Annotated in this window: 27 protein-coding genes, 2 tRNA genes and 1 pseudogene; 17 read left to right on the top strand and 13 right to left on the bottom strand. The window is 38.8% G+C overall.

From position 1 onward, the window contains the following. The 5 genes and pseudogenes from AN486_RS14545 to AN486_RS14525 all read left to right on the top strand — a co-directional run. Positions 1–465, top strand: a 465-nt coding sequence (locus tag AN486_RS14545; protein ID WP_290601247.1) for a hypothetical protein, incomplete at its 5' end; no start/stop codon positions are given. Between the two features lie 343 nt (positions 466–808). Further along, positions 809–1,507, top strand: coding sequence for a gas vesicle protein (gvpJ, locus tag AN486_RS14540; protein WP_234413342.1), 699 nt, complete (start codon positions 809–811; stop codon positions 1,505–1,507). 95 nt (positions 1,508–1,602) lie between these two features. Next, positions 1,603–2,070 (top strand): gas vesicle protein K, encoded by a 468-nt coding sequence (locus AN486_RS14535; RefSeq protein WP_039203149.1) that lies wholly within the window; start codon positions 1,603–1,605, stop codon positions 2,068–2,070. Between the two features lie 26 nt (positions 2,071–2,096). Further along, positions 2,097–2,432: pseudogene (locus AN486_RS14530) on the top strand (GvpL/GvpF family gas vesicle protein); the annotation flags it as partial. 11 nt (positions 2,433–2,443) lie between these two features. Beyond that, on the top strand, positions 2,444–2,803 hold the full coding sequence (locus tag AN486_RS14525; protein ID WP_039203147.1) for a gas vesicle protein GvpG: 360 nt from the start codon (positions 2,444–2,446) through the stop codon (positions 2,801–2,803). Positions 2,804–3,238: 435 nt separating this feature from the next. On the opposite strand, the gene AN486_RS14520 is transcribed toward AN486_RS14525, so the two are convergent. Next, a complete protein-coding gene (locus AN486_RS14520) occupies positions 3,239–3,508 on the bottom strand; it encodes a gas vesicle protein (RefSeq protein WP_367142439.1) in 270 nt (89 codons plus the stop codon). Between the two features lie 197 nt (positions 3,509–3,705). On the opposite strand from AN486_RS14520, the gene AN486_RS14515 reads away from it, so the two are divergent. The 4 genes from AN486_RS14515 (at position 3,706) to AN486_RS14500 (ending at position 9,270) form a co-directional block, all read left to right on the top strand. Beyond that, positions 3,706–4,386, top strand: coding sequence for a GvpL/GvpF family gas vesicle protein (locus AN486_RS14515; protein ID WP_271822646.1), 681 nt, complete (start codon positions 3,706–3,708; stop codon positions 4,384–4,386). A 249-nt stretch (positions 4,387–4,635) separates the two neighbouring features. Continuing rightward, positions 4,636–6,513 (top strand): ArsA family ATPase, encoded by a 1,878-nt coding sequence (locus tag AN486_RS14510; protein ID WP_290601238.1) that lies wholly within the window; start codon positions 4,636–4,638, stop codon positions 6,511–6,513. A 232-nt stretch (positions 6,514–6,745) separates the two neighbouring features. Further along, positions 6,746–8,599 (top strand): AAA family ATPase, encoded by a 1,854-nt coding sequence (locus AN486_RS14505; protein WP_290601236.1) that lies wholly within the window; start codon positions 6,746–6,748, stop codon positions 8,597–8,599. Positions 8,600–8,886: 287 nt separating this feature from the next. Continuing rightward, entirely contained in the window at positions 8,887–9,270 is a 384-nt protein-coding gene (locus AN486_RS14500) for a hypothetical protein (protein ID WP_168467311.1), read from the top strand. 114 nt (positions 9,271–9,384) lie between these two features. On the opposite strand, the gene AN486_RS14495 is transcribed toward AN486_RS14500, so the two are convergent. The 3 genes from AN486_RS14495 to AN486_RS14485 form a co-directional block, all read right to left on the bottom strand. Beyond that, positions 9,385–10,503 (bottom strand): transglutaminase domain-containing protein, encoded by a 1,119-nt coding sequence (locus AN486_RS14495; protein WP_290601233.1) that lies wholly within the window; start codon positions 10,501–10,503, stop codon positions 9,385–9,387. 165 nt (positions 10,504–10,668) lie between these two features. Further along, positions 10,669–11,469 (bottom strand): nucleoside triphosphate pyrophosphohydrolase, encoded by an 801-nt coding sequence (gene mazG, locus AN486_RS14490; protein ID WP_290601231.1) that lies wholly within the window; start codon positions 11,467–11,469, stop codon positions 10,669–10,671. Positions 11,470–11,473: 4 nt separating this feature from the next. Further along, the gene (locus AN486_RS14485; protein WP_290601230.1) at positions 11,474–12,058 is read right to left on the bottom strand and encodes a metal-binding protein; all 585 of its coding nucleotides are present in this window, start codon (positions 12,056–12,058) and stop codon (positions 11,474–11,476) included. A gap of 156 nt (positions 12,059–12,214) precedes the next feature. Here AN486_RS14485 and AN486_RS14480 point away from each other — a divergent pair. Then, a tRNA-Val gene (locus AN486_RS14480) sits at positions 12,215–12,287 on the top strand. Positions 12,288–12,634: 347 nt separating this feature from the next. Next, positions 12,635–12,811 carry a hypothetical protein gene (locus AN486_RS14475; RefSeq protein WP_199308373.1) on the top strand — a complete coding sequence of 59 codons (177 nt, stop codon included), beginning with the start codon at positions 12,635–12,637 and terminating at the stop codon, positions 12,809–12,811. Positions 12,812–12,868: 57 nt separating this feature from the next. Here the strand turns inward: AN486_RS14475 and AN486_RS14470 are convergent, their stop codons facing one another. The 4 genes from AN486_RS14470 to cas8a1 all read right to left on the bottom strand — a co-directional run bounded on the left by AN486_RS14470 (position 12,869) and on the right by cas8a1 (position 15,925). Continuing rightward, positions 12,869–13,453 (bottom strand): Uma2 family endonuclease, encoded by a 585-nt coding sequence (locus AN486_RS14470; protein WP_290601227.1) that lies wholly within the window; start codon positions 13,451–13,453, stop codon positions 12,869–12,871. Positions 13,454–13,569: 116 nt separating this feature from the next. Beyond that, a complete protein-coding gene (locus AN486_RS14465; RefSeq protein ID WP_234413344.1) occupies positions 13,570–14,136 on the bottom strand; it encodes a hypothetical protein in 567 nt (188 codons plus the stop codon). Between the two features lie 488 nt (positions 14,137–14,624). Beyond that, the gene (gene cas5 / locus AN486_RS14460) at positions 14,625–15,110 is read right to left on the bottom strand and encodes a CRISPR-associated protein Cas5 (RefSeq protein ID WP_290601225.1); all 486 of its coding nucleotides are present in this window, start codon (positions 15,108–15,110) and stop codon (positions 14,625–14,627) included. After that, on the bottom strand, positions 15,107–15,925 hold the full coding sequence (cas8a1, locus tag AN486_RS14455; RefSeq protein ID WP_053538601.1) for a CRISPR-associated protein Cas8a1/Csx13: 819 nt from the start codon (positions 15,923–15,925) through the stop codon (positions 15,107–15,109). The genes cas5 and cas8a1 overlap by 4 nt, the downstream gene beginning before the upstream one ends. Positions 15,926–16,269: 344 nt before the next feature. On the opposite strand from cas8a1, the gene AN486_RS14450 reads away from it, so the two are divergent. Then, a complete protein-coding gene (locus tag AN486_RS14450) occupies positions 16,270–16,440 on the top strand; it encodes a ssl1498 family light-harvesting-like protein (RefSeq protein WP_053538602.1) in 171 nt (56 codons plus the stop codon). A gap of 98 nt (positions 16,441–16,538) precedes the next feature. Here AN486_RS14450 and AN486_RS14445 read toward each other — a convergent pair whose 3' ends face one another. From AN486_RS14445 to pgsA, 3 genes are read right to left on the bottom strand one after another with little or no spacing between them, the layout of a single operon-like run. Beyond that, positions 16,539–17,225 (bottom strand): DUF4276 family protein, encoded by a 687-nt coding sequence (locus AN486_RS14445; protein WP_231939854.1) that lies wholly within the window; start codon positions 17,223–17,225, stop codon positions 16,539–16,541. Next, the gene (locus AN486_RS14440; protein WP_190382321.1) at positions 17,203–18,480 is read right to left on the bottom strand and encodes an AAA family ATPase; all 1,278 of its coding nucleotides are present in this window, start codon (positions 18,478–18,480) and stop codon (positions 17,203–17,205) included. Before AN486_RS14440 ends, AN486_RS14445 begins: the two co-directional genes overlap by 23 nt. 21 nt (positions 18,481–18,501) lie before the next feature. Next, positions 18,502–19,014, bottom strand: coding sequence for a CDP-diacylglycerol--glycerol-3-phosphate 3-phosphatidyltransferase (gene pgsA, locus AN486_RS14435; protein WP_027402315.1), 513 nt, complete (start codon positions 19,012–19,014; stop codon positions 18,502–18,504). Positions 19,015–19,282: 268 nt separating this feature from the next. Here pgsA and AN486_RS26685 point away from each other — a divergent pair, with 268 nt between their 5' ends. The 3 genes from AN486_RS26685 to AN486_RS14420 all read left to right on the top strand — a co-directional run bounded on the left by AN486_RS26685 (position 19,283) and on the right by AN486_RS14420 (position 21,295). Beyond that, positions 19,283–19,483: a hypothetical protein gene (locus AN486_RS26685; RefSeq protein WP_053541223.1), complete on the top strand. Its 201-nt coding sequence runs from the start codon at positions 19,283–19,285 to the stop codon at positions 19,481–19,483. Between the two features lie 227 nt (positions 19,484–19,710). After that, positions 19,711–20,685, top strand: a complete 975-nt coding sequence (gene queG, locus AN486_RS14425; protein WP_168634829.1) for a tRNA epoxyqueuosine(34) reductase QueG — start codon at positions 19,711–19,713, stop codon at positions 20,683–20,685. Beyond that, on the top strand, positions 20,660–21,295 hold the full coding sequence (locus AN486_RS14420; RefSeq protein ID WP_053538604.1) for an HAD-IA family hydrolase: 636 nt from the start codon (positions 20,660–20,662) through the stop codon (positions 21,293–21,295). Before queG ends, AN486_RS14420 begins: the two co-directional genes overlap by 26 nt. Positions 21,296–21,807: 512 nt before the next feature. Here the strand turns inward: AN486_RS14420 and recA are convergent. Further along, on the bottom strand, positions 21,808–22,884 hold the full coding sequence (recA, locus tag AN486_RS14415) for a recombinase RecA (protein ID WP_053538605.1): 1,077 nt from the start codon (positions 22,882–22,884) through the stop codon (positions 21,808–21,810). Between the two features lie 245 nt (positions 22,885–23,129). On the opposite strand from recA, the gene AN486_RS14410 reads away from it, so the two are divergent. After that, positions 23,130–23,495 carry a DUF1818 family protein gene (locus tag AN486_RS14410; RefSeq protein WP_168634828.1) on the top strand — a complete coding sequence of 122 codons (366 nt, stop codon included), beginning with the start codon at positions 23,130–23,132 and terminating at the stop codon, positions 23,493–23,495. Between the two features lie 122 nt (positions 23,496–23,617). Continuing rightward, positions 23,618–23,691, top strand: a tRNA-Pro gene (locus AN486_RS14405). 686 nt (positions 23,692–24,377) lie between these two features. Here AN486_RS14405 and rpiA read toward each other — a convergent pair. Beyond that, complete coding sequence (gene rpiA, locus AN486_RS14400) at positions 24,378–25,088, bottom strand: ribose-5-phosphate isomerase RpiA (protein ID WP_027402347.1); 711 nt, start codon at positions 25,086–25,088, stop codon at positions 24,378–24,380. Positions 25,089–25,122 lie beyond the last annotated feature (34 nt).

Raw genomic sequence — 25,122 nt, 5'->3', positions numbered from 1 at the left:
CCTGTAGGTTCAACCGTGGAAATTCTCGATTTCCAGGCTCAAACCAGTGCAGAAAGTTCATCACCTGTAGGTTCAACCGTGGAAATTCTCGATTTCCAGGCTCAAACCAGTGCAGAAAGTTCATCACCTGTAGGTTCAACCGTGGAAATTCTCGATTTCCGGGCTCAAACCAGTGCAGAAAGTTCATCACCTGTAGGTTCAACCGTGGAAATTCTCGATTTTCAGGCTCAAACCAGTGCAGAAAGTTCATCACCTGTAGGTTCAACCGTGGAAATTCTCGATTTCCAGGCTCAAACCAGTGCAGAAAGTTCATCACCTGTGGGTTCAACCGTGGAAATTCTCGATTTCCAGGCTCAAACCAGTGCAGAAAGTTCATCACCTGTAGATCCAGCGATTGAGCTGCGGAATGAACACTTTCTTGGTCAGTTTTTCTGCCGAATATTTGATATAATATTAAGGAAATAGGTGTAACTCAATAAATGTTGAGAAGCAACCTATCGAAAAAGTTAAAGCCTCAACTCTGCTCGGCTTTAAACCTGGGCAAAGCCTAAGGGTTAAAAATTATTTCCAAAAATCCAAGACTATTGGTCTGTCAAATTTCTATTTGTTGATGAGGTTTATAGTTTATAGGCTCTCTATTTTCCCTCAAAATCACAATTTTTAGCCTGACAGACCACTAGCGCAAATGCAAAAAAAAGTTAATTTTTGCCAACTAATAATCAATGCTTTATTTTCTTTAGAGCAGGAATTTTTAGTCTGTAAAGTCAGATAGATATGAGTCCTATACCATTCAAGAGTTGAATTATTTGTGACTTCTACCCCAATGCTGCCAACACGTCCTCAGACTAACTCAAGTCGAACTATTAACACATCTACCCAAGGTTCGACTTTAGCGGACATTCTCGAAAGGGTTTTAGATAAGGGTATTGTGATTGCTGGCGATATTTCTATATCTATCGCATCCACCGAACTTGTACATATTCGGATTCGCTTGTTAATTTCCTCTGTGGATAAAGCCAAGGAAATGGGCATCAATTGGTGGGAAAGCGATCCTTATCTCAGCACTAAGGCTCAACGTTTGGTTGAAGAAAATCAACAACTTCAGCATCGTCTAGAGAGTCTAGAGGCAAAGCTAAATTCACTGACATCTTCTAGTGTGAAAGAGGAAATCCCCTTAGCAGCAGATGTTAAAGATGATTTGTATCAAACCAGTGCAAAAATTCCATCACCTGTAGATACACCAATTGAAGTTCTAGATTTTCAGGCTCAATCCAGTGGGGGAACTCCACCATATTTAAATACATCAATGGAAATTCTCGATTTCCAGGCTCAAACCAGTGAAGAAAGTTCATCACCTGTAGGTTCGACCGTGGAAATTCTCGATTTTCAGGCTCAAACCAGTGAAGAAAGTTCATCACCTTTGGGTTCAACCGTGGAAATTCTCGATTTTCAAGCTCAAACCAGTGAAGAAAGTTCATCATCCGTAGATCCAGCGATTGATGTCTAACCTAAACTATCCAGGCTTGAACTATCTGAAACTCTTGAAACTTTAATAGTCAAATTGCATCAAAGACATTTAAAACTTTAGGTTGCATCATAAAAATGGTTTGCACTCCCGCTGAAAACTTCAATAATTCACTGACCATTGCTTCTAAACCCAAGAATGAAGCGGGTTTAGCTCCTTTACTTTTGACTGTATTGGAATTGGTGCGTCAGTTGATGGAAGCTCAAGTAATTCGGCGCATGGAAGAGGATTTACTGAGTGAACCTGACTTAGAACGGGCAGCAGACAGTCTGCAAAAGTTAGAAGAACAAATCTTACATTTGTGTGAGATGTTTGAGGTTGACCCGGCAGATTTGAATATAAATTTGGGAGAGATTGGGACTCTTTTACCATCTTCCGGTTCTTATTATCCAGGTCAACCCAGTAGTCGTCCTTCTGTATTAGAGCTATTAGATCGACTTTTAAATACTGGAATTGTTGTAGATGGTGAGATAGATTTAGGTATCGCTCAAATCGATCTTATTCACGCTAAATTACGTTTAGTTTTGACATCAAAACCAATGTAATCCCAATTTATCAATCATAAATTTAGGATTTGAAGCAGCAGCGCGACAACATGGAAGGCAAAAAGTTGAGTATGGAGGAAGTCATCCAAATTGGACAATTAATTGAAGTTAATCTTCTAGCCCGCAAACAAGCTGTAATTGAAGTTTTCTCTCAGGAGCTAAATCCTTTCGCTCAGGAGATTGTAGTCAGTGACCCTATGACGGAAGAAATGATTTACAATGCAGCCTTTTTGATTCCTTGGGAAAGTGAATCTGAATTTAGCGAACGTGTTGAAGTGATTGATCAGAAATTTGGCGATCGCTTACGTATTCGCTACAACAATTTTACTGCTCCCTACACATTTGCCCAGCTTGATTCATAGGAGTTATTACGATGCTGACGAAACTGTTACTACTGCCCATTATGGGTCCTCTGAATGGAGTTGTCTGGATTGCAGAGCAAATCCAAGAGCGGACTAACACTGAATTTGATGCCCAAGAAAATTTGCATAAACAATTATTAAGCTTGCAACTTTCCTTTGATATTGGCGAAATTGGTGAGGAAGAATTCGAGATTCAAGAAGAAGAGATTCTTTTAAAAATTCAAGCCTTAGAAGAGGAAGCACGCTTGGAACTAGAAGCTGAACAAGAGGAAGCACGCTTAGAATTAGAAGCTGAACAGGAAGACTTTGAATATCCACCTCAATTCACAGCAGAAGTTAATAAAGATCAACATCTCGTCTTGTTACCTTAGGATTGATGGGCGCAAGTAAGCCACCTCTTTTTATCTTCAAAACCCTTAGAAAACGGTAATTGGGAATTATCCTATAGGAATCCTATTTGATTGTTGAAAAATTGAGAAAGTCCAAGCCTTTCCTGATCGGTGTTACAATCTAAGTATATTGAGTAAAATTCAAATAGGATGGTTATATAACTAGTACAGAATAGCGTTAGTCAACCAACGGCTCGACTGAGATTTAGGTGTGAGAGCAGTCGAACGTCCATTAAAAATACCTAAAAAGCCTGTCTCGGCTACTTTTTAGCGATTAAGAATGGTTGGTTTATTTACGCCGTTCTGTACTAGTACAATGTTTAGATGAAGTTTAAGTTGATCATAAAGAACCCGCTTTCGCGGGTCAAATGTGGAAAATGTGTTCATATTTTGCCAAATTTATCAAGATTTAAGATCTTAATATTCAACCTCGAAAGTTTGGTAATTATTCGACTCAACAAAAATATTTGAACGCACTATATTTTGAGCAGTATTTGAGTGAGGTTGACGCAATTTATGAATCGTTTTTTCTGTCGCTTCTATCTGTTGATTGAGGATATATAAGCGTTGTTGAAGTAAACCCATTCGTTCTTTAATAGAATACATATCTCGCTGAATACGTTGTTTCTCCGTCACCATTTTATAAAGATCCAATTGACTTGATGCATCAGACTTAGGCCGAGGCATTGTGCTAATTTTAGCTCTGCTAATACTGCGATTACTAACTGTTTTCATGAAAAATACCTGAATATTTTTTATCATTATAACCAAGTTTTTGTAATTGTAAATCCCCAAATTATCTGGAAAAAAATTTATCCCTTATTTCAATGAATATGAACTTTAGGTACTTCGTAACAGCAAATATTTTTATCTAGGTGAAATATATGGAATTAGAAAATCTCTACACTTATGCTTTTTTGGAAATACCTAGCTCTCCCTTGATTTTGCCACAGGGTGCTGCTAATCAAGTAGTGCTAATTAATGGTACTGAACTTGCGGCTATTGTCGAACCGGGGATATTTTTAGAATCATTCGAAAATAATGATGAAAAAATTATCCAAATGGCTTTACATCATGATCGAGTAATTTGTGACCTTTTTCAACAGATTACAGTTTTACCCTTGCGGTTTGGAACTTATTTTACTTCTACAAATAATCTGCTAAACCATTTAAAATCCCATGAAAAAGAATATCAGAATAAGCTAGAAAAGATCAATGGTAAAAACGAATTTACTTTAAAATTGATCCCACGAATGATAGAAGAAATAGTACCATCTGAAGGGGGAGGTAAGGATTATTTCTTAGCTAAAAAGCAACGCTATCAAAACCAAAATAACTTTAGTATTGCTCAAGCAGCAGAAAAACAAAATCTTATTGATTTAATCACCAAAGTTAATCAATTACCCGTTGTTGTTCAAGAACAAGAGGAACAAATACAGATTTACCTCTTAGTTAGTTGTCAAGATAAGACCTTACTTTTAGAACAGTTTTTAACCTGGCAGAAAGCTTGTCCAAGGTGGGATCTACTTTTAGGAGATTGTCTTCCTCCTTACCACTTTATTTAATGATTATTTATTAAGTAAGTCGGCGCAAAGAAACCAAACTATGTAAAGATAAGTAAATACGGAAAATAAATCTACTGAGGTGATTAAAATATGGGCGCTCGTTTAAGGGTATTTTTAACTCGTGAGCAAGATAAGTACAAAACGTATTAAATTCAACAAACATACTCCTTCTTAACTTTTCCTTACATAGTTATAAACTTTTCCGCCGACCTACTTACTTAGTCTTTTCGTTAATTTTTTAACTTTATTATGAACCAGTACGACTCACTTAATTTGGTCATGTTTAGCGGCAAAGGTGGAGTTGGCAAAACTACCACTTCTTGCAGTTTTGCTCGTTATTGGGCAAAACAGTTCCCAGAAGAAACAATTTTGTTACTTTCTACAGATCCGGCACATTCTTTAGGAGATGTATTACTGGTAGAAGTGAAAGATTATGCTTCACCATTAACAGATTTGCCTAATTTGAGTGTTCAGGCTTTAGATGCTGAAAAACTGCTCTTAGAATTTAAGGCCAAATATAGCGAATTTTTAGAACTACTGGTTGAGCGGGGAAGTCTAGCAGACGGACAAGATTTAGCCCCAGTTTGGGATTTGAACTGGCCTGGTTTAAATGAATTAATGGGGTTACTAGAAATCCAACGTCTACTGTCTGAAAAAAAAGTAGATCGCATAGTAGTTGATATGGCTCCTTCTGGTCATACCTTAAACCTATTGCGATTGAAAGATTTCTTAGATGTGATTTTAAATTCATTAGAGTTATTCCAAAAAAAGCATCAGGTGATCACAGAAACTTTGACCAGAAAAAACTATACTCTTGATGAAGTTGATGACTTTTTGGCTGATCTAAAATTTCAATTAGCAGAAGGGAGACGACTGCTACAGGATAATCAATTTACAGGTTGTATAGTTGTCGCCATTTCCGAACCTATGTGTTTTGCCGAAACCGAGCGATTCATAGAAAGTTTAAAAAACCTAGATGTTCCCTATGCGGGAATAATAATCAATCGAATTTTGGCAAATTCAGATACAGAGCTAGACCGCTATGCAGAACAGCAAAATTTCATCAATAAATTCCTAAAAATTTCCCCAAAAAAACCCGTTTTCATAGTACCACAACAGCAATTCCCACCTTTAGGTGGGTTAGCATTAGATAATCTAGCAGGACAAATTCAAAATATTGATCAAGTGGAACTCGCTTCTCCACCACCAATTCAATGGCCGACTAAAATTCTACCTAGCTTTACTGATTTTGTAGCGGAAGGCTGTCAATTGATTGTTGTCGGTGGCAAAGGAGGAGTTGGTAAAACCACAGTGTCAGCAGCCATGGCCTGGGCTTTTGCTAATCGTTATCCTGATAAAAACATTCGCGTAATTTCCATAGATCCTGCTCATTCCTTGGGAGATGCTTTTGGTGAAAAATTAGGCCATGAACCAAAATTATTAGCTCCCAATTTAAGTGGACAGGAAATTAATGCTGAGAAAATATTAGATCAATTTCGTGCCGATTATCTTTGGGAATTGGCGGATATGATTAGTGGTGAAGGAACAGAGACGGAAACAACCATAAATATTGCTTATCTTCCAGAGGCTTGGCGGCAGATTATGTCTCAAGCTTTACCAGGTATTGATGAGATGCTATCTCTAATCACCATCATGGATTTATTAGACAGCAACCAGCAAGATTTGATTATTCTAGATACAGCACCCACAGGTCATCTTCTGCAATTTTTGGAAATGCCAACTGCATTAGGAGATTGGTTATCTTGGATATTTAAGTTATGGATGAAATATCAGAATGTCTTAGGTCGAGTTGATTTCATTGGGCGGTTGCGAAATCTGCGCCAACAAGTGGTTAAAGCTCAGAAGAAATTAAAAAACCCAAAGCATACCCAATTTGTGGGTGTAATTCAGGGAGAAGCGGCAATTATAGCTGAACATATTCGCTTAACAGAATCTCTAAAAACCATAGGAATTCAACAGCGTTATGTGGTACAAAATCGCTACACTCAAGATGTAGAGATTGAGAGCAGCTTATTTTCACAGCAAACAATTATTCGCTTACCTAAGTTACCCAGATCTGTCGAACCCATGGCCAGAATTCAAGGTGCCGCCAATCTTTTATTTTAAGTGGATAATGTAGCCAAGAACAATACCTTGTCCAAATCGAAAAAAGTCTTGATTTGTAGGTTGGGTTGAGGTACGTTCACGAAGTGTGGCGTATCCCTGCGCTCGCCGGAGGCATCAGCCATAAACCAACATGAGCGTCGGGTTGCGCTGTCGCTTAACCCGACCTACAAAAAATGGACAAGGTATTGCAAGAAACAATGGTTTTTTTAGAGTCAATTTTTGGAGGAATCTGATGAGTGATTTATTCAAGGGATTTGAGCAGTTAGTGGAACTGGTAAAAGCTCTGGAAGAAAAAGCAGAAAACGGAGAAATCAAGACCAATGTCCAGTTTAGCTCCCGACCCCTAAGCAGTATTCCCAGAACAGGAAATATCCCTCGTACCAGTAATATGGGGGGTAATATGGGCAGTATGGGTAATGATGTGGGTACAAGTCGGATGAACACTCAATCCCCCCCAGCTTCTGGTGCAGGTCCCTCAGATCCAGTTGTTCCTCCCGATCCTACTTCAGGTATTGCTCTTAAAGATATCGGTGGACTGAGCGAAATTCTTAAAGAACTCAAGGAACTGATTGCTATTCCTTTAAAACGCCCTGACCTACTGGCTAAATTAGGACTAGAACCCACCCATGGCGTATTATTAGTTGGTCCGCCAGGAACGGGCAAAACCCTCACCGCCCGGGCTTTAGCTGAAGAACTGGGCGTTAACTACATTGCCATTGTTGGTCCAGAAGTCATCAGTAAATATTACGGTGAAGCGGAACAAAGACTGCGCGGTATCTTTGAAAAAGCCGCCAAAAATGCTCCCTGTATTATTTTTATTGATGAAATTGATAGCCTCGCCCCAGACCGTAGTGCCGTAGAAGGGGAAGTTGAAAAGCGTCTGGTTGCCCAATTATTAGGCTTGATGGATGGTTTTTCCCATAGCCCAGGGGTGATTGTTCTCGCGGCTACAAACCGCCCTGACCACCTTGACCCAGCCCTGCGACGACCGGGAAGATTTGACCGAGAAGTGCAGTTTCGCATTCCTGACATCAACGGCCGCAAAGAAATTCTGCAAATTCTCACCCGCCCCATGCCCTTGGATAATACGGTTGACCTGGATTTTATCGCCGAGCGGGCGGTGGGATTTGTGGGGGCTGATTTGAAGGCCGTTTGTCAAAAAGCCGCTTATACCGCCCTCCGTCGTCAAGTTCCTTCCATAGAAGTGGAAGCTCCAGAAAACATGACGGTTAATCAAACTGATTTTTTACAAGGGCTAAAGGAAATCAAGCCGGCTGTACTTCGCAGCGTTGAAGTTGAAGTTCCTCAAGTGGCGTGGGACGATATTGGTGGTTTAGAAACGATTAAACAAACCTTGCGAGAATCAGTAGAAGGGGCGTTGCTTTATCCAGAACTTTACCTCCAAACCAAAGCCGTAGCTCCCAAGGGGATTTTGCTATGGGGACCACCGGGAACTGGCAAAACTCTATTAGCAAAGGCTGTGGCTTCCCAGGCCAGGGCTAATTTTATTGGTGTCAATGGACCAGAGTTGCTTACCCGTTGGGTAGGTGCTAGTGAGCAAGCGGTACGGGAATTATTTGCTAAGGCGCGACAAGCAGAACCCTGTGTCATATTCATTGATGAAATTGATACCTTAGCTCCAGCACGGGGAACTTACAGCGGTGATTCTGGTGTGAGTAACCGGGTAGTGGGGCAATTACTTACTGAGTTGGATGGTGTAGAGGCTGGTGCAAGTATTCTGGTCATTGGGGCTACAAACCGTCCTGATGCTCTTGATTCTGCTTTATTACGGGCAGGAAGGTTGGATTTACAACTTAAGGTAGATTTACCTGATTTAGCTAGTCGTTTAGATATTTTGCAAGTGTATACTCAGGGACGACCATTGTTAGATGTAAATTTAACCTATTGGTCTGAAGTCACAGAAGGCTGGAATGGCGCTGATTTAGTATTGCTGTGCAATCAAGCTGCTGTGGAAGCTATTCGCCGTTTCCGAGGGCAAGGACAGACAAATCCGGCTGATATCAGAATTACTAATGATGATTTTGAATATTCTCATCAGGTTTTAGTCAGTCAACGTCATGCTTAGTTAGATTCTCACTGTTACCCCTGTCCGTAAGCAATTTGGCCGGGGGTCACAAAACATAGAAAAGTAAGTGCAATGGCCATACTACTGGTAATTGTTTTCAGCGTCGCTGCAACTGGATAGAATCGTTATGAATTGATTTAGCGATCGCTTTACAGCAGTTTCCGATATTATAAGTTACAGATATTAATGATAAAAATCTTGTGGTGCGGGCATACTTCGGTAAGCTCAGTACAAGTCTTGCACGCCAAGGTTGAATTCAGTAACCCTTTAGCGTTCATAGTCAAAAAATGAGTCAGATTCAAGAGTTACATCAACAAGCTATGGATTTAGCCGAAATGGCACAAGTTGCTAAACTTAGAAGTAATTTAGATTTAGCTTCTCAATTATCCCGACAAGCTTTTGAAAAAGAAAGACTAGCAGCAGAAATAATAGCAGATAATTTTGCGGCAGAACCAACCCGCTCGATATTGTGTCGTAGTGCCGCAACCTTAGCAATTGACTGTGGAGAAATTCACAGTGCAGAACATTTAATTGCAATTGCTTTATCAGGAAATCCGCCAACTGAAATTGCCGAAGAACTAAAAGATTTATTTGTGCAAATTAACATTCATAAATATTTTGCCCGTCGAGGGTTAGTATTTGATGAAGCTACACTTCAGATTTTGAGTTAGTAACCATAAATAAAAAACATCAATGGCTGAGGTTTTCTCATTAGGGAGTTTGAGAAATTTGTTTTCTCAAGTGTTAACTTGATATTGGGATAAAACAGGAAATAAACACTAAAGTTATCGGTGTCCATATCTGTCTGGAGTTTGGTAATTGTGGGTAAATTTTATAGGACGGTCGAGAGCCTGTTTTTCAAAGCTATCTCTATTTTTCTGTTCAGAAAAAGGTAAAAGCTGCCAATTTAAAAAATGTAAAAGCGGCAAATTTATTTGATCAGGAAAATGGCTTTCGATCATTAATTTGGGGGACCGCATCAGATAATCTGATCTATATGAAGTAACATCATCATCCCAGGTTGTATCAACAAATTGCCAATTCCCTTCAATCTCAACTGCATTCCAAGCGTGACCTGTCAAACTATCTTTAGACTCAATAAGTTTTTTCCAAAAAGGAATTGAATCTTGGATCAGATCTAGACGAACTCTTCCTTCAATGTAAACAACATTGGCATCAATTTGTCTTGCTAATGCCTCGAAAAGACGTGCATATCCTTCGCAAACTGCTTTGCGAGTGTCAAAAACTGTTTGTGGGTCTTGGGGATGTCTTATGCCTTTATTCCAAGCTTCTTCATCATAAGTAAGCCAATTAATCACAAAGTCATGTACAGCTTTAATTCTTAAATAGGAATCTGGCTCATTTTCAACAATATACTTAGCCACTGATTGGATGTTTTTTTCCGCACTAGATGGCATATTAGCAATAAGTGGATGAATTGTTGTATAATTCTTCTGGAGCAAGGCTGTCTTTACTTGAGGAGGTTTGGGTCTGTGTATTAGATAACTGACTAAATTACCCCATCCATAGGGATTAGTATAGTGAATCAAAACTATTAATACTGAAATACCCGTTAACTTTTTATGTTTTAGATTTTTCCAGTAACTAAACTTCTCAAGTTGTAATGACTGACAATACTTTCTGAATGACGGATGTTTAATGGTACGAAAAATAATGACAACTGCCAAAATTAATATGACGGTTGTTATTAAGTTCGGAATCATGCTAGTAGTTAAATGGGCTGTTCTGAGGATTATTTTTCCTTGCAACCATAAGTAGATAAACCATATAATTAAGAACAGAGTTAGTAAACTAACTCCGATTATTAGGACTATTTGTTTTTTCTTTTGCTGCTTACGTTTACGGACTTCTTGACGAAAAAGTTCTGCAAAATTTTTACGCATAAAACTCTCCCTGATCTCTAAAATGTGCTTTGATTACTATAGGCGATCGCCTGAATGTGTTGAGAAACCTCCCCAGCGGTGAAATACCCTCAATTATTTATTTTCAGATGTGTTCTAAATATTAATTTATCTCACGCAAATACATCACCAATTGCTATTTAGCACCTAGTGACCAAGTTGGGCTTTAGCCTGTTGCCACAGGGCATCTAATTCTTCTAAACTATAATCTGTCAACGGACGTTCAATCACATCCTCCATTTTTTGCAATCGTTGAATAAATCGCTGACTTGTCCCTTGTAAACCCGCACTAGGATCAAGTTTGTGCCATCTGGCAACTTGAATAATGGCAAATAGTAAATCACCTAATTCGGATTCTTGTCTTTCTTTGGTTTCTTCAGCTAAAGCCTGTTGAAATTCCCCTAACTCTTCATGAAATTTACCCCAAACTTCATCTACATTGTTCCACTCAAAACCAACCTTAGCCGCCTTTTCAGATATCTTCATAGCTGCATTTAATGGCGGAAGACTACGGCGATAACGATTCAATTGATCACTGAGTTTTTGGGTTTCTATAGTTTCGCCTTTTTCCGCAGCTTTGATGGTTTCCCAATTTTTGTGTACCTCTTCCATACTTGCTACAGTCACATCACCAAATACATGAGGATGACGACGGATTAACTTTTGAGAAATGCCCTCAGCTACTTGTTGGAGAGAAAAATCACCCGCTTCACTGGCAATTTGCGCCTGTAATACTACCTGTAATAATAAATCACCTAATTCTTCAGCAATAGCCTTTTTATCTCCGGTTTGAATTGCGTCTACCACCTCATAGGCTTCTTCAATCACATAGGGAGTTAGACTTGATGGGGTTTGTGCTAAATCCCAAGGACAACCATAAGGCGATCGCAATTTCGCCACCACATTTATTAACTCTTGTAACGCCTCTAAAGTCTGATTAATTTCCATCTTTTTACCGCTTTTTGACACTGCGACGACTGGAGCTAACTTTACGTTTCTTAATTTTGCCACGAGGGAGTAAACCTTGAATACCCTGTTTTTGAAAGCGCTTATAACCAGAAACAGTCCAATCACTGCAAGAATGGCTCATTGCACCGAGTTCACAGCCGACAAAGAGGGCAAAAAATTCTCCATAATACATATAGATGGTCTTCCCCACAGTCCCCCACAGTTCCCCCCAGTTCCAAGCCACATTTCCCAACTTGGCGAAAATCATCACAACCACAATCGCCACCAACGCCAAAAAAGTCGTCAGATACACCACTCTTAATGTTGTACCAATAATCGGACCGTGAGATAAAAAAGACCGATGGCGCAGACTTTTTTGATAAGGTAGCCAAATCCACCGCAGAAAACCCCAACGCTGGAATTGACGGGAGTAAATATCTAAATCAGGACCAAACATTAGCCCCCCAAACATAAACCCACCCGCCACCAACAAAGTCATATTACTGCTGTGAGTGGAACCCAGCGTTACACCCGCCACCACAGGCATAGACCAAATAGTAATGCGATCGTGCGTTTGACCAGAGGGCATCTTAGGAAAATTAAAAATATAAAATTAACAGTGAAATCCTGAGTCAGTATAGCTCAATTCCATTCCCATCAGCCTTTTCCATCGAGCAAAAAAATTTTTCTCAAAAGACTTGCAAAATTTAGAAAAGCTATGCTATATTAATTGAGTGAAAGAAACGGGCGGTTAGCTCAGTTGGTAGAGCGCCTGCCTTACAAGCAGGATGTCATCAGTTCGAGTCTGGTACTGCCCATTTTAAAAAATCTACTCTTGTATAGGAGTTTGTGACCTTACCCATAATTTTACCGCGACGGCAAGCTTATGCTTCCAACACAATCCGGCAGAGTTATGGGTTTAGTTTTTGAAGCTAATAGGTAGGGCTTGCTGAATAAACCTACAACCCAGACGCATGAAGAGTTTTATCTGTATGAAAGATAAATGAGGTGCAAGGAAAGTGTGATCATAAGTAGTGAGACAGAATTAATTCCACAATGTCATTGCGTAAGCGTTGCGTGGCGTTAGCCATATGGAACGAAGTGAAATGAAGCAATCGCAAGGGTTGTCATTGCTTCCCTTCGCTCTCAATGACTGTAAATATTTTTGTCCAATTACTTAGCATCAAAAATCGTTCAATTTTCCAGACTTGATATTACTTCTAAGTACAATCCGATTGAGCATCGGCTGTTTCCACATCTAAGTCGGGCTTGTAAAGGTGTTATTTTCGACAGTGTTAACACTGTTGCTAATGCTAAACCACAACAACATTTAGAATTGTAAGTTATTTAATCCACATTCCTTAATAGATAATAGGTAATTAGTTAGGTAATGCTTTTATTATTCCCCATTCTCTGGTTCAAGATTTAAACCGCGATAGATTTGTTCAAGGGGAAAGTTAAGATTAATGCTTTTAAGTTGGATGGTGTCACCTGGTTTGTAGTTGATAATTAACCAGTCTCCTGCATCATTTTTGTGATAAAGGTCAATTTCCATACTGGTGGAACTGACTAGCAGATAATCTATTAAAGCTGAGTTATTTTGATACATTCTAAATTTACCACCTCTGTCATAGGCTTCGGTACTTTTGGAAAGAACTTCAACAATTAAGCAGGGGTAGGTAATATATTGGGTGCTGGTTTTGTCCCGTTCGTCGCAGGTGACGCTAACATCTGGGTAGGTGTAGTTATTAGTGCCAACAATCTTAACTTTGATATCAGAATTTCCAGTGATACAGCCTGTATTTTCTAGGTGGCTGTCAAACGTGGCAGTAAAGCGGATGGCGATACGACCATGATTGATGCTACCGCCGCTCATGGCGTAAACTTGACCGTTGATATATTCATGTTTTTCTAGTTGCTGTTCTTCCCATGCAAAGTATTCTTCGGGGGTTAGGTGGGGGTTGTTGTCTTTAGCGGCAATCATTTTCTTTATAATTGGTAATGGCTAATACTTTTATTTTATCCTGTTCCCTGTTCCCTGTTCCCTGTTCCCTGTTCCCTGACCACACAAGTAAATATGGCTAACGCCACGCTTCGCTATCAGGAATCAAACCGGATTCCTATATTATCAATAAAATCAGTAATTTCCTGATAAAAAACCTGCCCCTTTTCCCTGCTACTCCTAGCAGTCACCAATAACCTTAAAGTTTCCACCAACGAACTGATAGCAGAATCACAAACCAAACCAAAAAGCTGAATTAGATTGTGAATTTGTTTAATTTCCCATTCATTAATTTCTGTATCTTTTTGGGCGAAACTCTCAATATAGTCAATCGCCTCTTTATGTCCAATCACCTCTAAATGTTCATCGAGAGTCTTGCCCCCAATTGTAATTCCTTTAGTTAACACTAACTCGGTTTCACTTTGAGTTAAAGTATTCCCTTCAATGGCATTAGAGTTATAAGTAAAGCGGACATCATACAGCTTTTTGAGTTCCGCGATCATTGTTGTGTCAAAGGGTCTAAAGTCATCTAGCCAAACTTTTAGCTTGTCTATTTGCTCTAATTTAAGTGGTTCTTCCGTACCTGTTATGCCAAATATGAGTTTATTTACCCCACAACCCATATAAATAAAGGATTTTATTGTTTTTGATACCAAATTTGTCAAAATAACCAATAAATTAATGTAAAATCCTTATATAACAGGGATCTTGGGATTTAAAAAAATAATTTAGCATAACAAGTACCGAAGAGCCATAAAAATGAGGGGTATTGCGTTTTGTAAAATGGCTGAAACTCAATCAGAATCTCGCATTGAGACAACTTTACATACCGTTATATACCTTTAAATTTTTCTGTTCACCTACTTAGGACATAGCAAGGGACTAGGCATGGAAAAGTTATACTACAGCAAGAATTTATGCGATCGCAGTCAGTAATTTTATCTCGATATTTGAGCAACGCCTAACAGCATCAAGCCACGAATCACTAATAACTGAGGTTTCAACTTGGAGATTGAATCATCGTCCACGCCAAATCAGGAGGTGGTAAACTTGGTAATTCCTCAATCCGATACCTCAAAAATCGGGTATTTCTTGACCCCATATGATCAACCCAATAGGGTAAGGTTAACCTACCTCTATTATCCCTAATTATCTATTGTCTCACCCCTTTTAGATAATCTTCCGAAACAATTTTGAGCGTTTTAATCAACTGGTCACTTTCTCCCAAAAATAAACAACCAAACCGTTTTACTCTGTCAGGATGGTCAAACGCTAACTGTATCCTCTCCCTTAAACTTGGTTGTATCTTCTCCTCATCAGAACGAACCCAAATTAAACACTTGAGATTAGACGAAATTTCTTGATAACAGGGAATAACATTCTCTGGATGGCTAAAATCAGTATTCTTAAACCCTCTCATTTGACGCAAAATTTGTGACTTTTTGGGACTAGATAACATAGCGATCGCCAATTCTACCCCACAGTGGCGATAGACATCCGTTTCCCCTACCAAAGATAACAACATCCCATACACTGTTGCTGGAGGAGGCACAGGATAGGTTTTTCCCATTTCCCTTGCATGGGATTCCCTAAAAGTCGCAAATGGAACATCCAAATAGAGAATTAATGGCGCAATCATTTTGATTTTTCTAACCCCAAGTCTCTTTTAATGACTGTTTTCAAGGCTTCAATCAGTTCATTTCGATTACGATAAATATGCGCCTTCTTAAAAGGGGAATTATCAAAATTATCCAATTGCTGTAAATCCTTAACAATTGCTCCCCCAATCCATAATGTACTGGGGTCAATCTGTCCGCATTCCACTTCATCTATAAACTCTTGTGTAAATTTTGCTGCCTTACTTTGAGGATCGCAATATTCAAAACAATAGGAAATATATGAAGCAAAATGAGTTGTCCGTTGAAATACCAAACTATCGGGACAGAAAGGATACATTTCTTCTAGTTGTTGATTGTTTAGTAATGAACTATCATCAATAATGGTGGGTTTATCCTTGGGTTTATAACTAGCGATCGCTAACAATGACCAAATTATTAATTCTTGCCAAGGTGTTTTTTTAATGAGTAGTGAAATTTCTTCTTGATGCTGATTAAAATACTTATTTAATCCCCCTCTTACTAAAAAATCAGACAAATATTCCTTAAATGACAAGTCATCATAACAATAATTTAGTTCTGCCCTTAATCGTTCAACCTTCTTCTTAATTGGAGGGTCTTTTCCTGCCTCTACTTTGGCATACATTTTAGCAAAGGTTCCTTTCATTGCTTGCTGAAATACCTTAATAAAAATAAGATGCTGCTTATCTTCTTCACTATTCTCTGCCATTATGATGAATCCTTCTCGATTGAAAAACAACTGGTTAAATAAATATCCTTGTAAATCCTCTATTACCAATTTTTCCCAAAAATCAGACCACCAAGGGATTCCTTTCACTAAATTATCAGCAATCAGGGAGCGAATCGGATTAACTTTAATAAAAATTTGCTTAGGTTAATTGATAAAAATTTTGACCTATATGAAAAGCTTGACCCGCTAAATAAGGATATCTTCTCTGATTCCAGATACAGCGATTTCCAATCATATAAGGTACATCTTAGCCCCCTCATCGCTTGCGGAGAGGGGGTTGGGGGTGGGGTTCTTCTTCCGGGTTTGATGACAATTTGCTGTAAGTGGGTCTTATCAGTAGCATCTATTATTTTTTTGTCAAGTTCTATTGACACTTTGTAACAATCTTGTTATATTAGTTTACATAAAGTAACAAACCAAAGAAAAAAATTATGTATACCACAACGGATGAAAAAGGCATTCTTAACAACTACGCCAAAGAACCAAAACTTTACCACGCAGAATTTCCTAGTAAGGCACAACAAAATAAGTATGCTTTTCAAGGCGCAGTAGCAATATTACTTTTAACTTCTATAGTTCTAATTACTTTGGGGGTTAGCTAAAATTTCCCGCTTCGGTATTTGTATCTAATCGTCATTCAAATTTTCTCCTAATCAACCCTGGTCAGTTTCGCCAGGGTTTTTTATTGCCATTTCTTGCTTTACTGCCCACTTAACCGTCGAAGCTGATCTCGAAAATAACAGAAGCTTAATGATTGATTATTATCAATGTCCATAAAAGGAGATATCTTTTCCGCCCAAGTTGTTTTCTCTCTCCCCCTTACCTGATAAGGAAGTTTAGACAACTTTTGACAACCACCGGGATATACTGCGTCGGCTAACTTCTCCCATGTGCCACAAATATCATCATTGGTGTATGAATTTAGGATTGCTGGTTTAGCAGTTGGATAAGCCGCCTTTACTGCTGCTAAATCACCTAAATACCATGCTTCGCCTTCCTCAATAGCGATGCAAAATTGCGTTTTTGGTTTCGGTTCACAAGAGTCTACAACATTAAGTAATTCTTGGCGAAAAACACTCAAACATCTGTCATCAAGATCGCAAATAATGATCAGAACAGCGTGATAATTAGGAGGATAACTGGCAAATGTTTTACCATAGCCTTGAATAAGTCGCGGTAATTGGTCGAGCAAAATTCGTTTTTTGGGATCAGAATTAGATATGAGATTTTTAGGAATATGCCCTATTCCTTTATAAGCATGAATATTAAATGTGTGTTGTTCGGGGTTAATAATTTTTGGAACAAGAATCTCAAGAGTAGTTTTGCCGGAAACATCCTCAACTAATATCTCAAAGTGCATATATTCACCTTGCGTCCAAGTAGTCACTGTACCAAAGTCCACCCAGGGGCAACCCTTCAGAAACAAGATTATTAATCAAAGAATCTTCACTAGCCCGCTTAATTTTAGCAAATCCATCTTCGCCCTTTTCTAATATCCAAACTTCTTCAGGTTCAAGGGCATCTACAAAATATGGTTGATGTGTTGTCACAAATATTTGTGATCCACCTTTTTGACCTGTAGTGTGTTCTCGAAATTCTCTAGCTAGAGTTTCTAAAAGTTTATGATAAAGTCCATTTTCTGGTTCTTCGATACACAAAAATGGTGGTGGTGATGGATCTTCCAACATCAGAAGATACGCAAATACTTTGAGTGTACCATCTGACATTTGTTGAGAGTAAAATGGGTCTTGAAACCCTTTGTCATTGAAACATAAAAGCAGTCTTCCATCTGGACTTGGGGAAGTGCTAATCTTGTTGACACCGGGAATTTTGTTGGCTATTTTTTCCAGTATGGATTGAAACTTTTTTGGATGTTCTCTTTCCATAAACTGAACTACATTACCTAAATTATCTCCATGAGTATTTAAATGCTTTTGTGGTCCAGCTAGAGGTAAACTGCGGGCAGCATCTGGTGTAAAATAGCTTAAATACCATCCTTCAATAAATCTTCTAAACATAGAAATTCGGGGATGTTGTTTAAGTGAACCTAAAGTAGCAATTCCCAGTTTTCGCTTATCGTCAAGTTCAACTACTTCGGTTTCTTTGCTTTCTTTTTCTGCTTCACCCCTTTGGATTTTATCCATTAAATCTGACACATCAAAATCATCTTGTTTGCCTTCTTGTTCACCTTTCCATGCGATTCCTCTGCCTTCATTGAGAATTAAAAAAGAAAAAGGTTGTCCCTTACCTTGTCCTTTTCTGCGTTGTCTGAGTCTCTCTTTTTTTACATAAGGTCTTCGAGATGAGTCAATATCTATTGCTAATTCATAAGTAATTGGTCGGGCATTACCATCTTCTTTATAATAGATTTCAAACTCAATACTTCCCTGTTGTCCTTGAGAGAGAATTTTCTCAAAGCCACCACGACCATGAGCATAACAAGCTTCTTCTACTCCATTTTTTAAGCAATCGGCAAGAAAACCAAAAGTGTCGAAAATGGTACTTTTTCCCACACCATTCTTACCAATAACGGCTGTCATTGGTGTTAATGGCTTGGCAGTTTGTGTGTTCCATAATTTCCCCAAAGTGATATCACGAATAACTCTGTAATTTCTAACTCTAAAGCCTTCTATCTTCGACATTTAATTTGCTCTACTTTGATTTTACTCGCTAATTTTTTGAGGAATTAGATAAATAACTCCTGAAACAATTGTCAATATTACAGATATCCAAAAGGTAATTAAAACCGGAGTTTGCCAAGTTGGTGATAAGGGGGCAATTAGTAAAGATATGGCAATGATTTGACTCACTGTTTTCAGTTTACCCCAAATATTTGCCCCGGTGATGGTGGTTTGATTAACTCGCCAACCGGCGATCGCTAATTCCCGTGCTAAAATTATAAACACTGCCCAAGCTGGGATTTTTCCTAATTCTACTAATACTAATAATGGTGCAAGTACCAATAATTTATCTACTAAAGGATCAAGAAACTTACCTAATTCGCTAATTTGGTTGAGTTTTCTGGCTAAATATCCATCTAACCAATCAGTTAAAGCCGCAATTAAAAATATAGTTAAACATATCCATTTGGCTTCATTTGTGGGATTATATAAACCATAAAGTAAAAAAGGTATTCCCAGCAATCGAGAAAAAGTAATCCAGTTAGGTAGAGTCATCACAATTTAAAATTACAAACCAACACTAATTATATAGGTTAGGTACTAATATCCCCCAACATGGGATACGTTATCAAGATATGTAACTCTGAAGCTTGAAAGTGTTGATTATATGCGTGCTATGCTGATAGTGGTGCAGCACTTATCCCCCAACTTTAAAAGCGTGATGAAAGAGTTACTGGAAAGACGCACCCGAATTACACTTACCAAGTGTTGTTGTAAAATTTATTTACAAAATAAAAACACCCACATTAGAGAGGAATTGATGGTGGAACAAAAAATTAACTGTGCTGAAGCCTGTGTCAACGGGTGTGTTTTAGGTGATCAATGTCCCAATATTGAGTATCGAGAATCAGCTTCAAAATTCATCGAAGAAACTTCTTTAGACAAAATGCTAGAAATAGCTGAAGAAAGATTGCGGAAAAAAATGACAGAACCCCCAAAATGGGTGTTTCCAGAAGATTCTTAAAGGGAATTTTGAGTAAGAAGTTATTGAAATCAGTTAAAATAGTGGGTTAACAACAGATAACCCACTCAAAATATTAGTAGGTTAGCATTGAAAATTGTTGTTTTGGGAAGGCAAGAGGCAAGAGGCAAGAGTGAAGAAGCTTTGGGCGATTTTACTTTTCTTTACACACTTTGGTTTTATTGTGTTCACCTACTTTACCATCGTCATAAAATCAATAATAGTTAAAAATGAATGAATATATCTCAATAGACAGCGCAGCAGTCAAAGCAAAAGCCAAAGAATTGGGATTTCACGAAGTAGGGATTGCTGCTGTCGGTGATTTAGAGACGACAGAGACAGAAAAATTGCAAGCTTGGTTAAAAATGGGTTATCACGCCGACATGGAATGGATGAAAAATCCCAAGCGTCAGGATATTAATTTAGTGATGCCAGAAGTGCGATCGCTCATATCTGTAGCCTTAAATTATTATACCCCCCATCAACGTCCCCAGGGGGATGAATATGGCAAAATTTCCCGTTATGCTTGGGGTCGAGATTATCATAAAGTCATCCACAAAAAGCTCAAAGAACTAGCCAATTGGCTAGAATCCCTGGGCGAAAATGTCAAAGCCCGTTATTATGCAGATACAGGGCCAGTCCAAGATAAAGTTTGGGCGCAAAAAGCCGGCATTGGTTGGATTGCTAAAAACGGGAATGTGATTACCAGAAAATACGGTTCTTGGGTGTTCTTGGCAGAAATATTAACCAATCTGCAACTAGAAAGCGATCGCCCATCCACCCAACATTGTGGCACCTGTACTCGTTGTTTGCAAGCCTGTCCGACAGGTGCAATTACCGAACCCTTTATCGTGGATGCTAATCGCTGCATTGCCTATCATACCATTGAAAACCGCGCCGAAGAACTACCAGCAGACATCACACCCAATTTACAAGGATGGATCGCAGGTTGCGATATTTGTCAAGATATTTGTCCTTGGAATCAGCGATTTGCTCAAGCAACTAATGTCAAGGATTTTCAACCCTATCCTGGAAACTTAGCTCCCAAGCTGGTAGAATTAGCCCAAATATCCAATGAGGAGTGGGATAAAAGATTCACAGCATCAGCCTTGCGACGCATTAAACCAGAAATGTTACGACGTAATGCTCGCGCTAATCTTGATAAATCCAGGCATAATAATGACCCAGAAAGTAATAATTTTTGATTTCGATGGGACGATTGCTGATACAGTGGATGCTCTTGTAACTATTGCCAATCGTTTAGCCTTGGAATTTGGATATGTGCCGATTAATTCGCAAGAACTAGTCCTATTGAGAAATTTAACAGCCAAAGAAATTATTAAATATTCTGGTGTTTCCCTATTCAAAATTCCTTTTATGGTTAAAAAAGTAAAAGGAGAATTAAAACATAAAATCCCAGAATTAAAACCTATTGAGGGAATTAATACCGCATTAATAGAACTCCACAATCAAGGTTATCAACTGGGAATTATTACCTCTAACTCTCAAGAAAACGTCAATCAATTTCTTAAATGTCATAACTTAGATTATTTGTTTGACTTTATTTATTCAGGAGTAACTATTTTTGGTAAAACCACAATTATTAATAATGTGTTGCGACAAAAACATTTCAACCCTGAAGCAGTAATTTATGTCGGTGATGAAACTAGAGACATAGAATCTGCTAAAAAAGCCAATATCAAAGTTATTGCTGTCAGTTGGGGTTTTAATTCTTCCGAAGCCCTCAGCAAACAAAACCCAGATTTTTTAATTCATCATCCCAGTGAATTATTGGCTGTAATTAAAAGCTGTTAAGGGAACTCCAAAAAATAAATCATAAGACCTTGTATACTAAGAAACTCTCTAGTACCGTGCAGTTTAAGTGAATGAACCATTTTCAAGCCTTGTAATCAATCAAATTTTCGGAGCTTTTAATAGTCATATTATTTACGCCAACCTGTACTAGTAGATTCTGACCATGAAAAATTCAGAAAGTAGGGGCGCAGGGTCTGCGCCAAAAAACGATTCATCAATAAGACCATGAAATTTATTTACCCCAACCCATAATGGCTATTAAGAATGGTTGCTTTATTTGCACCATGCTGTACTAGACTAAGTAGGTGAACAGAAAAATTTAAAGGTATATAACGGTATGTAAAGTTGTCTCAATGCGAGATTCTGATTGGGTTTCAGCCATTTTACAAAACGCAATACCCCTCATTTTTATTTTGTTTACCTACTTAATTGAAGCCTCTGAATATATTTTCAAACTTGAATAAACTTAAAAAAGGCGTAGAGACAATTTATTGAATTGTCCCTAATGTTGTTTATTCCTCTTCTAACTCAATCTCTTCTTCCTCCTCAACATCATGGGGTTGAACTACAGAATTAGCAGAAACTACAGCCCCTTTATCGAGTTTTTCCAGAACCTGTTCTTTAATTTTGGCAGCAAATTCTGGTTTTTCTTCTAAATACTTAATCGCGTTATCTCTACCTTGGGAAATATTTTCACCACTGTAGCTATACCAAGCACCTTTACGAAGAAGAACACCAGTTTCTTCGGCTATATCCACTAAACAACCAATGGTAGAAACTCCTTTGCCAAAGATAATGTCAAATTCGGCAATTCTAAAAGGTGGTGCAACTTTATTTTTCGCTACTTTGACTTTGACCCGGTTGCCAAATTCATCAGTTCCTTTTTTTAAAGTTTGAATTCTGCGAATATCCAAGCGCACGGAAGCGTAAAATTTCAGCGCATTACCACCCGTTGTAGTTTCTGGACTACCATAGGTGACACCGATTTTTTGCCGCAACTGGTTAATAAAAATAACTGTGCATCCAGATTTACCAATATTACCAGTAATTTTCCGTAGGGCTTGACTCATTAACCGAGCTTGTAAACCTACGTGAATATCCCCCATATCCCCTTCAATTTCAGCGCGGGGAACTAAAGCGGCAACGGAGTCAATAACAACAATATCAACAGCCGCAGAACGCACAAGTTGGTCAACTATTTCTAATGCTGATTCACCATTGTCTGGTTGAGAAACAAGTAAGTTATCAATATCTACACCCAATGCAGCGGCGTAGGTAGGGTCTAATGCGTGTTCAGCGTCTACAAATGCCGCTATACCACCATTTCTTTGCACTTCTGCGAGGGCATGGAGGGCAATAGTAGTTTTACCAGAACTTTCTGGTCCGTAGATTTCGATTACCCGTCCTTTGGGTAAACCACCACCCAAGGCTAAATCTAGAGTGAGCGCCCCGGTGGATATTGTTTCTACCTTCATCCGGGTGGCATCACCTAAGCGCATAATTGCTCCCTTTCCGAAACTGCGCTCAATTTGTCCCAGGACGATATTTAACGCTTTTTGCTTGCCAGAAGTCTCAGTATTAGCTGCCATTTTTGCCTCTAAGTATAGGATTTTCCAAAATTACTGGACAGGAGTTTTAATAGAACGGATATACTATCCTAACCGGAAAGTGTGCCAATTAGGAATGTTTACAAAATTATGTTTGCCAAGATCCTAAGGCGATCGCTGAAAAATTATAGCATTTTAGATTTAAGATTGTGAAAGACTAACTGTATCGGTAAAGCCAACTGGTATAATTTCCACAATTAATAGCAGCAGTTTGAGCATAAATCAGTATGGAACGAGTCATCAAAAGCGGCACTGGTTGGCGCATAGGCTGGAATCCAGATGCACCAGAATTTAAAGGCTTAGTCGGCACAGAAGATTGGGCAATAGAATTAACCGAAGCAGAATTAAACGAATTTTGTCGTCTATTTAATCAGCTTGCGGATACCATGAAGCATCTAACTACAGAATTAATGGATGAGGAAAAAATTGCCTGTGAAGCCGAAAGTGATTTATTATGGATGGAGGTGGAAGGTTATGCTCATGCCTACAATCTGCGCTTCATCCTCAATACAGGACGGGGGACAGAAGGTAAATGGGAGGCTTCAGCCGTAGCTGAATTGTTGCCAGCCGTCGGAATGTTAAAAGTTTTTTGAATCACCCCTTGCTATTTTTCTTGATCTTGTGATATATTTAGGAGAGTGACTTAATTAATTTTAGATTCATACATTTGGAATCATCCCCACGCCAAAAGTCTAAAATCTCAAGTTCACATTTACGGGACGTAGCGCAGCTTGGTAGCGCGCCACTTTGGGGTAGTGGAGGTCTAGGGTTCAAATCCCTACGTTCCGATTGACGGAAACTTTCAATTAGAGAACTGCACAGAATGATTTCTATTAGGACTTACGCATTTACAAAGTCCTTAATGGTGCTTTGGGAATAGCCAGAGTGATCAGGGCTATTTCATTCTAAACATAATCCGCCCAGAACTATGGCTTACGCTACGCTATCAGACAAAAAATTGCGATCGCTCTTCCTCTAGTTTTTTATAATTATATGTGTAAATTTATACTGATCTCAAGTTGGGAAAAAGGTAATGAGAAAAGAGTTCCTTTTCTTCCTCCTTTTTCCTAACTCGTAATTTACAGCAAATTGTCATCAAACCCGGAACAAGAACCCCAAACCCAACCCCCTCCCCGCAAGCGATGAGAGGGCTAAGAGAACTCCACAAAAAAATGATCCAATTTTGTGGGATGGGCATCCTTGCCCGTCCTTGATGATTAGCGGGCAATTCGTCCCGCACCACAAGAAATTTTGGGATATTTTTTTGATTGGAAATCTCTAATAAACCTGTGCTGCATGAGTTGTCATTGCGAGTGAAAGGAAGCAATTTCTTGACAACCGATAAACCACCTAACGCAAAAATCTCTCAAACCCTTATTCCTCTGTGTCCTCTGCGCCTCCGTGGTTCGTTAATCAGGATAATTTATTTCTCATCACCTACCCGATAGGGAGGTGAGAGGCTTCTACTGTTTAAGCTAAAGTTGTCTAACTACAGGTTTACCATCAATAACTTCACCTACAAGAACGATATCTGCACAATTGACGAAAATGCCATTTTCCAGAACACCGGGGATATTATTCAGTGTTTTTTCCAAGTTTACAGGGTCATCAATGCTATCGAAGGTGACATCTAAAACCATGTTACCTTGGTCAGTGATTACAGGTCCTGCTTTTCTCACACCCATGCGTAGTTCTGGCTTACCACCAAGTGCTTTAATGGCATTTGTAACGGGGGTAATAGCCATAGGGATAACTTCAACTGGTACAGCGAAACTAGAACCTAAGCGGGCTACTAATTTACCACCATCAACGACAACAATAAATTGCTTTGCTAGGTAATCTACAACTTTTTCGCGGGTATGTGCAGCACCACCGCCCTTAATCAAGTTTTTATGAGGATCTACTTCATCTGCCCCGTCTATAGCGATATCAATATGGTCTACAGCGTCTAAAGTGGTGAGAGGAACGCCATACTCTTTTGCTAATACTTCTGATTGAAATGAGGTGGGGATACCGACAATATCTTTGAGTTCACCTGATTTGAGGCGTTCTCCTAAATATTGAATTGTGTAAGCTGTGGTTGAACCTGTCCCCAAACCAACTATGGAACCTGATTTTACCAAATTGGCGGCGGCTTTGCCAACTTCTTGCTTCATCAATTTAACTGGATCTGCTGGTATGGACATTCTTTAACTCCTGAAAAATCAATTAAACGGTTCA

Origin of the sequence: Anabaena sp. AL93 (genome assembly GCF_001672085.1) — a bacterium.
GTDB classification, from domain to species: Bacteria; Cyanobacteriota; Cyanobacteriia; order Cyanobacteriales; family Nostocaceae; genus Dolichospermum; species Dolichospermum heterosporum.
This window is presented reverse-complemented; position numbering and strand designations above follow the sequence as displayed.

Excerpts from the sequence above, each read along its gene's own strand:
- recA (WP_053538605.1), bottom strand. The coding sequence starts at position 22,884 with ATGGCAGCTAATACTGAGACTTCTGGCAAGCAAAAAGCGTTAAATATC.
- AN486_RS14450 (WP_053538602.1), top strand. The coding sequence starts at position 16,270 with ATGTATACCACAACGGATGAAAAAGGCATTCTTAACAACTACGCCAAA.
- AN486_RS14495 (WP_290601233.1), bottom strand. The coding sequence starts at position 10,503 with ATGCGTAAAAATTTTGCAGAACTTTTTCGTCAAGAAGTCCGTAAACGT.
- AN486_RS14470 (WP_290601227.1), bottom strand. The coding sequence starts at position 13,453 with ATGATTGCCGCTAAAGACAACAACCCCCACCTAACCCCCGAAGAATAC.
- queG (WP_168634829.1), top strand. The coding sequence starts at position 19,711 with ATGAATGAATATATCTCAATAGACAGCGCAGCAGTCAAAGCAAAAGCC.
- AN486_RS14440 (WP_190382321.1), bottom strand. The coding sequence starts at position 18,480 with ATGTCGAAGATAGAAGGCTTTAGAGTTAGAAATTACAGAGTTATTCGT.
- mazG (WP_290601231.1), bottom strand. The coding sequence starts at position 11,469 with ATGGAAATTAATCAGACTTTAGAGGCGTTACAAGAGTTAATAAATGTG.
- AN486_RS14410 (WP_168634828.1), top strand. The coding sequence starts at position 23,130 with ATGGAACGAGTCATCAAAAGCGGCACTGGTTGGCGCATAGGCTGGAAT.
- pgsA (WP_027402315.1), bottom strand. The coding sequence starts at position 19,014 with ATGACTCTACCTAACTGGATTACTTTTTCTCGATTGCTGGGAATACCT.
- AN486_RS14500 (WP_168467311.1), top strand. The coding sequence starts at position 8,887 with ATGAGTCAGATTCAAGAGTTACATCAACAAGCTATGGATTTAGCCGAA.
- rpiA (WP_027402347.1), bottom strand. The coding sequence starts at position 25,088 with ATGTCCATACCAGCAGATCCAGTTAAATTGATGAAGCAAGAAGTTGGC.
- AN486_RS14510 (WP_290601238.1), top strand. The coding sequence starts at position 4,636 with ATGAACCAGTACGACTCACTTAATTTGGTCATGTTTAGCGGCAAAGGT.
- AN486_RS14520 (WP_367142439.1), bottom strand. The coding sequence starts at position 3,508 with ATGCCTCGGCCTAAGTCTGATGCATCAAGTCAATTGGATCTTTATAAA.
- AN486_RS14515 (WP_271822646.1), top strand. The coding sequence starts at position 3,706 with ATGGAATTAGAAAATCTCTACACTTATGCTTTTTTGGAAATACCTAGC.
- AN486_RS14525 (WP_039203147.1), top strand. The coding sequence starts at position 2,444 with ATGCTGACGAAACTGTTACTACTGCCCATTATGGGTCCTCTGAATGGA.
- cas5 (WP_290601225.1), bottom strand. The coding sequence starts at position 15,110 with ATGATTGCGCCATTAATTCTCTATTTGGATGTTCCATTTGCGACTTTT.
- AN486_RS14485 (WP_290601230.1), bottom strand. The coding sequence starts at position 12,058 with ATGCCCTCTGGTCAAACGCACGATCGCATTACTATTTGGTCTATGCCT.
- AN486_RS14420 (WP_053538604.1), top strand. The coding sequence starts at position 20,660 with ATGACCCAGAAAGTAATAATTTTTGATTTCGATGGGACGATTGCTGAT.
- AN486_RS14535 (WP_039203149.1), top strand. The coding sequence starts at position 1,603 with ATGGTTTGCACTCCCGCTGAAAACTTCAATAATTCACTGACCATTGCT.
- AN486_RS14505 (WP_290601236.1), top strand. The coding sequence starts at position 6,746 with ATGAGTGATTTATTCAAGGGATTTGAGCAGTTAGTGGAACTGGTAAAA.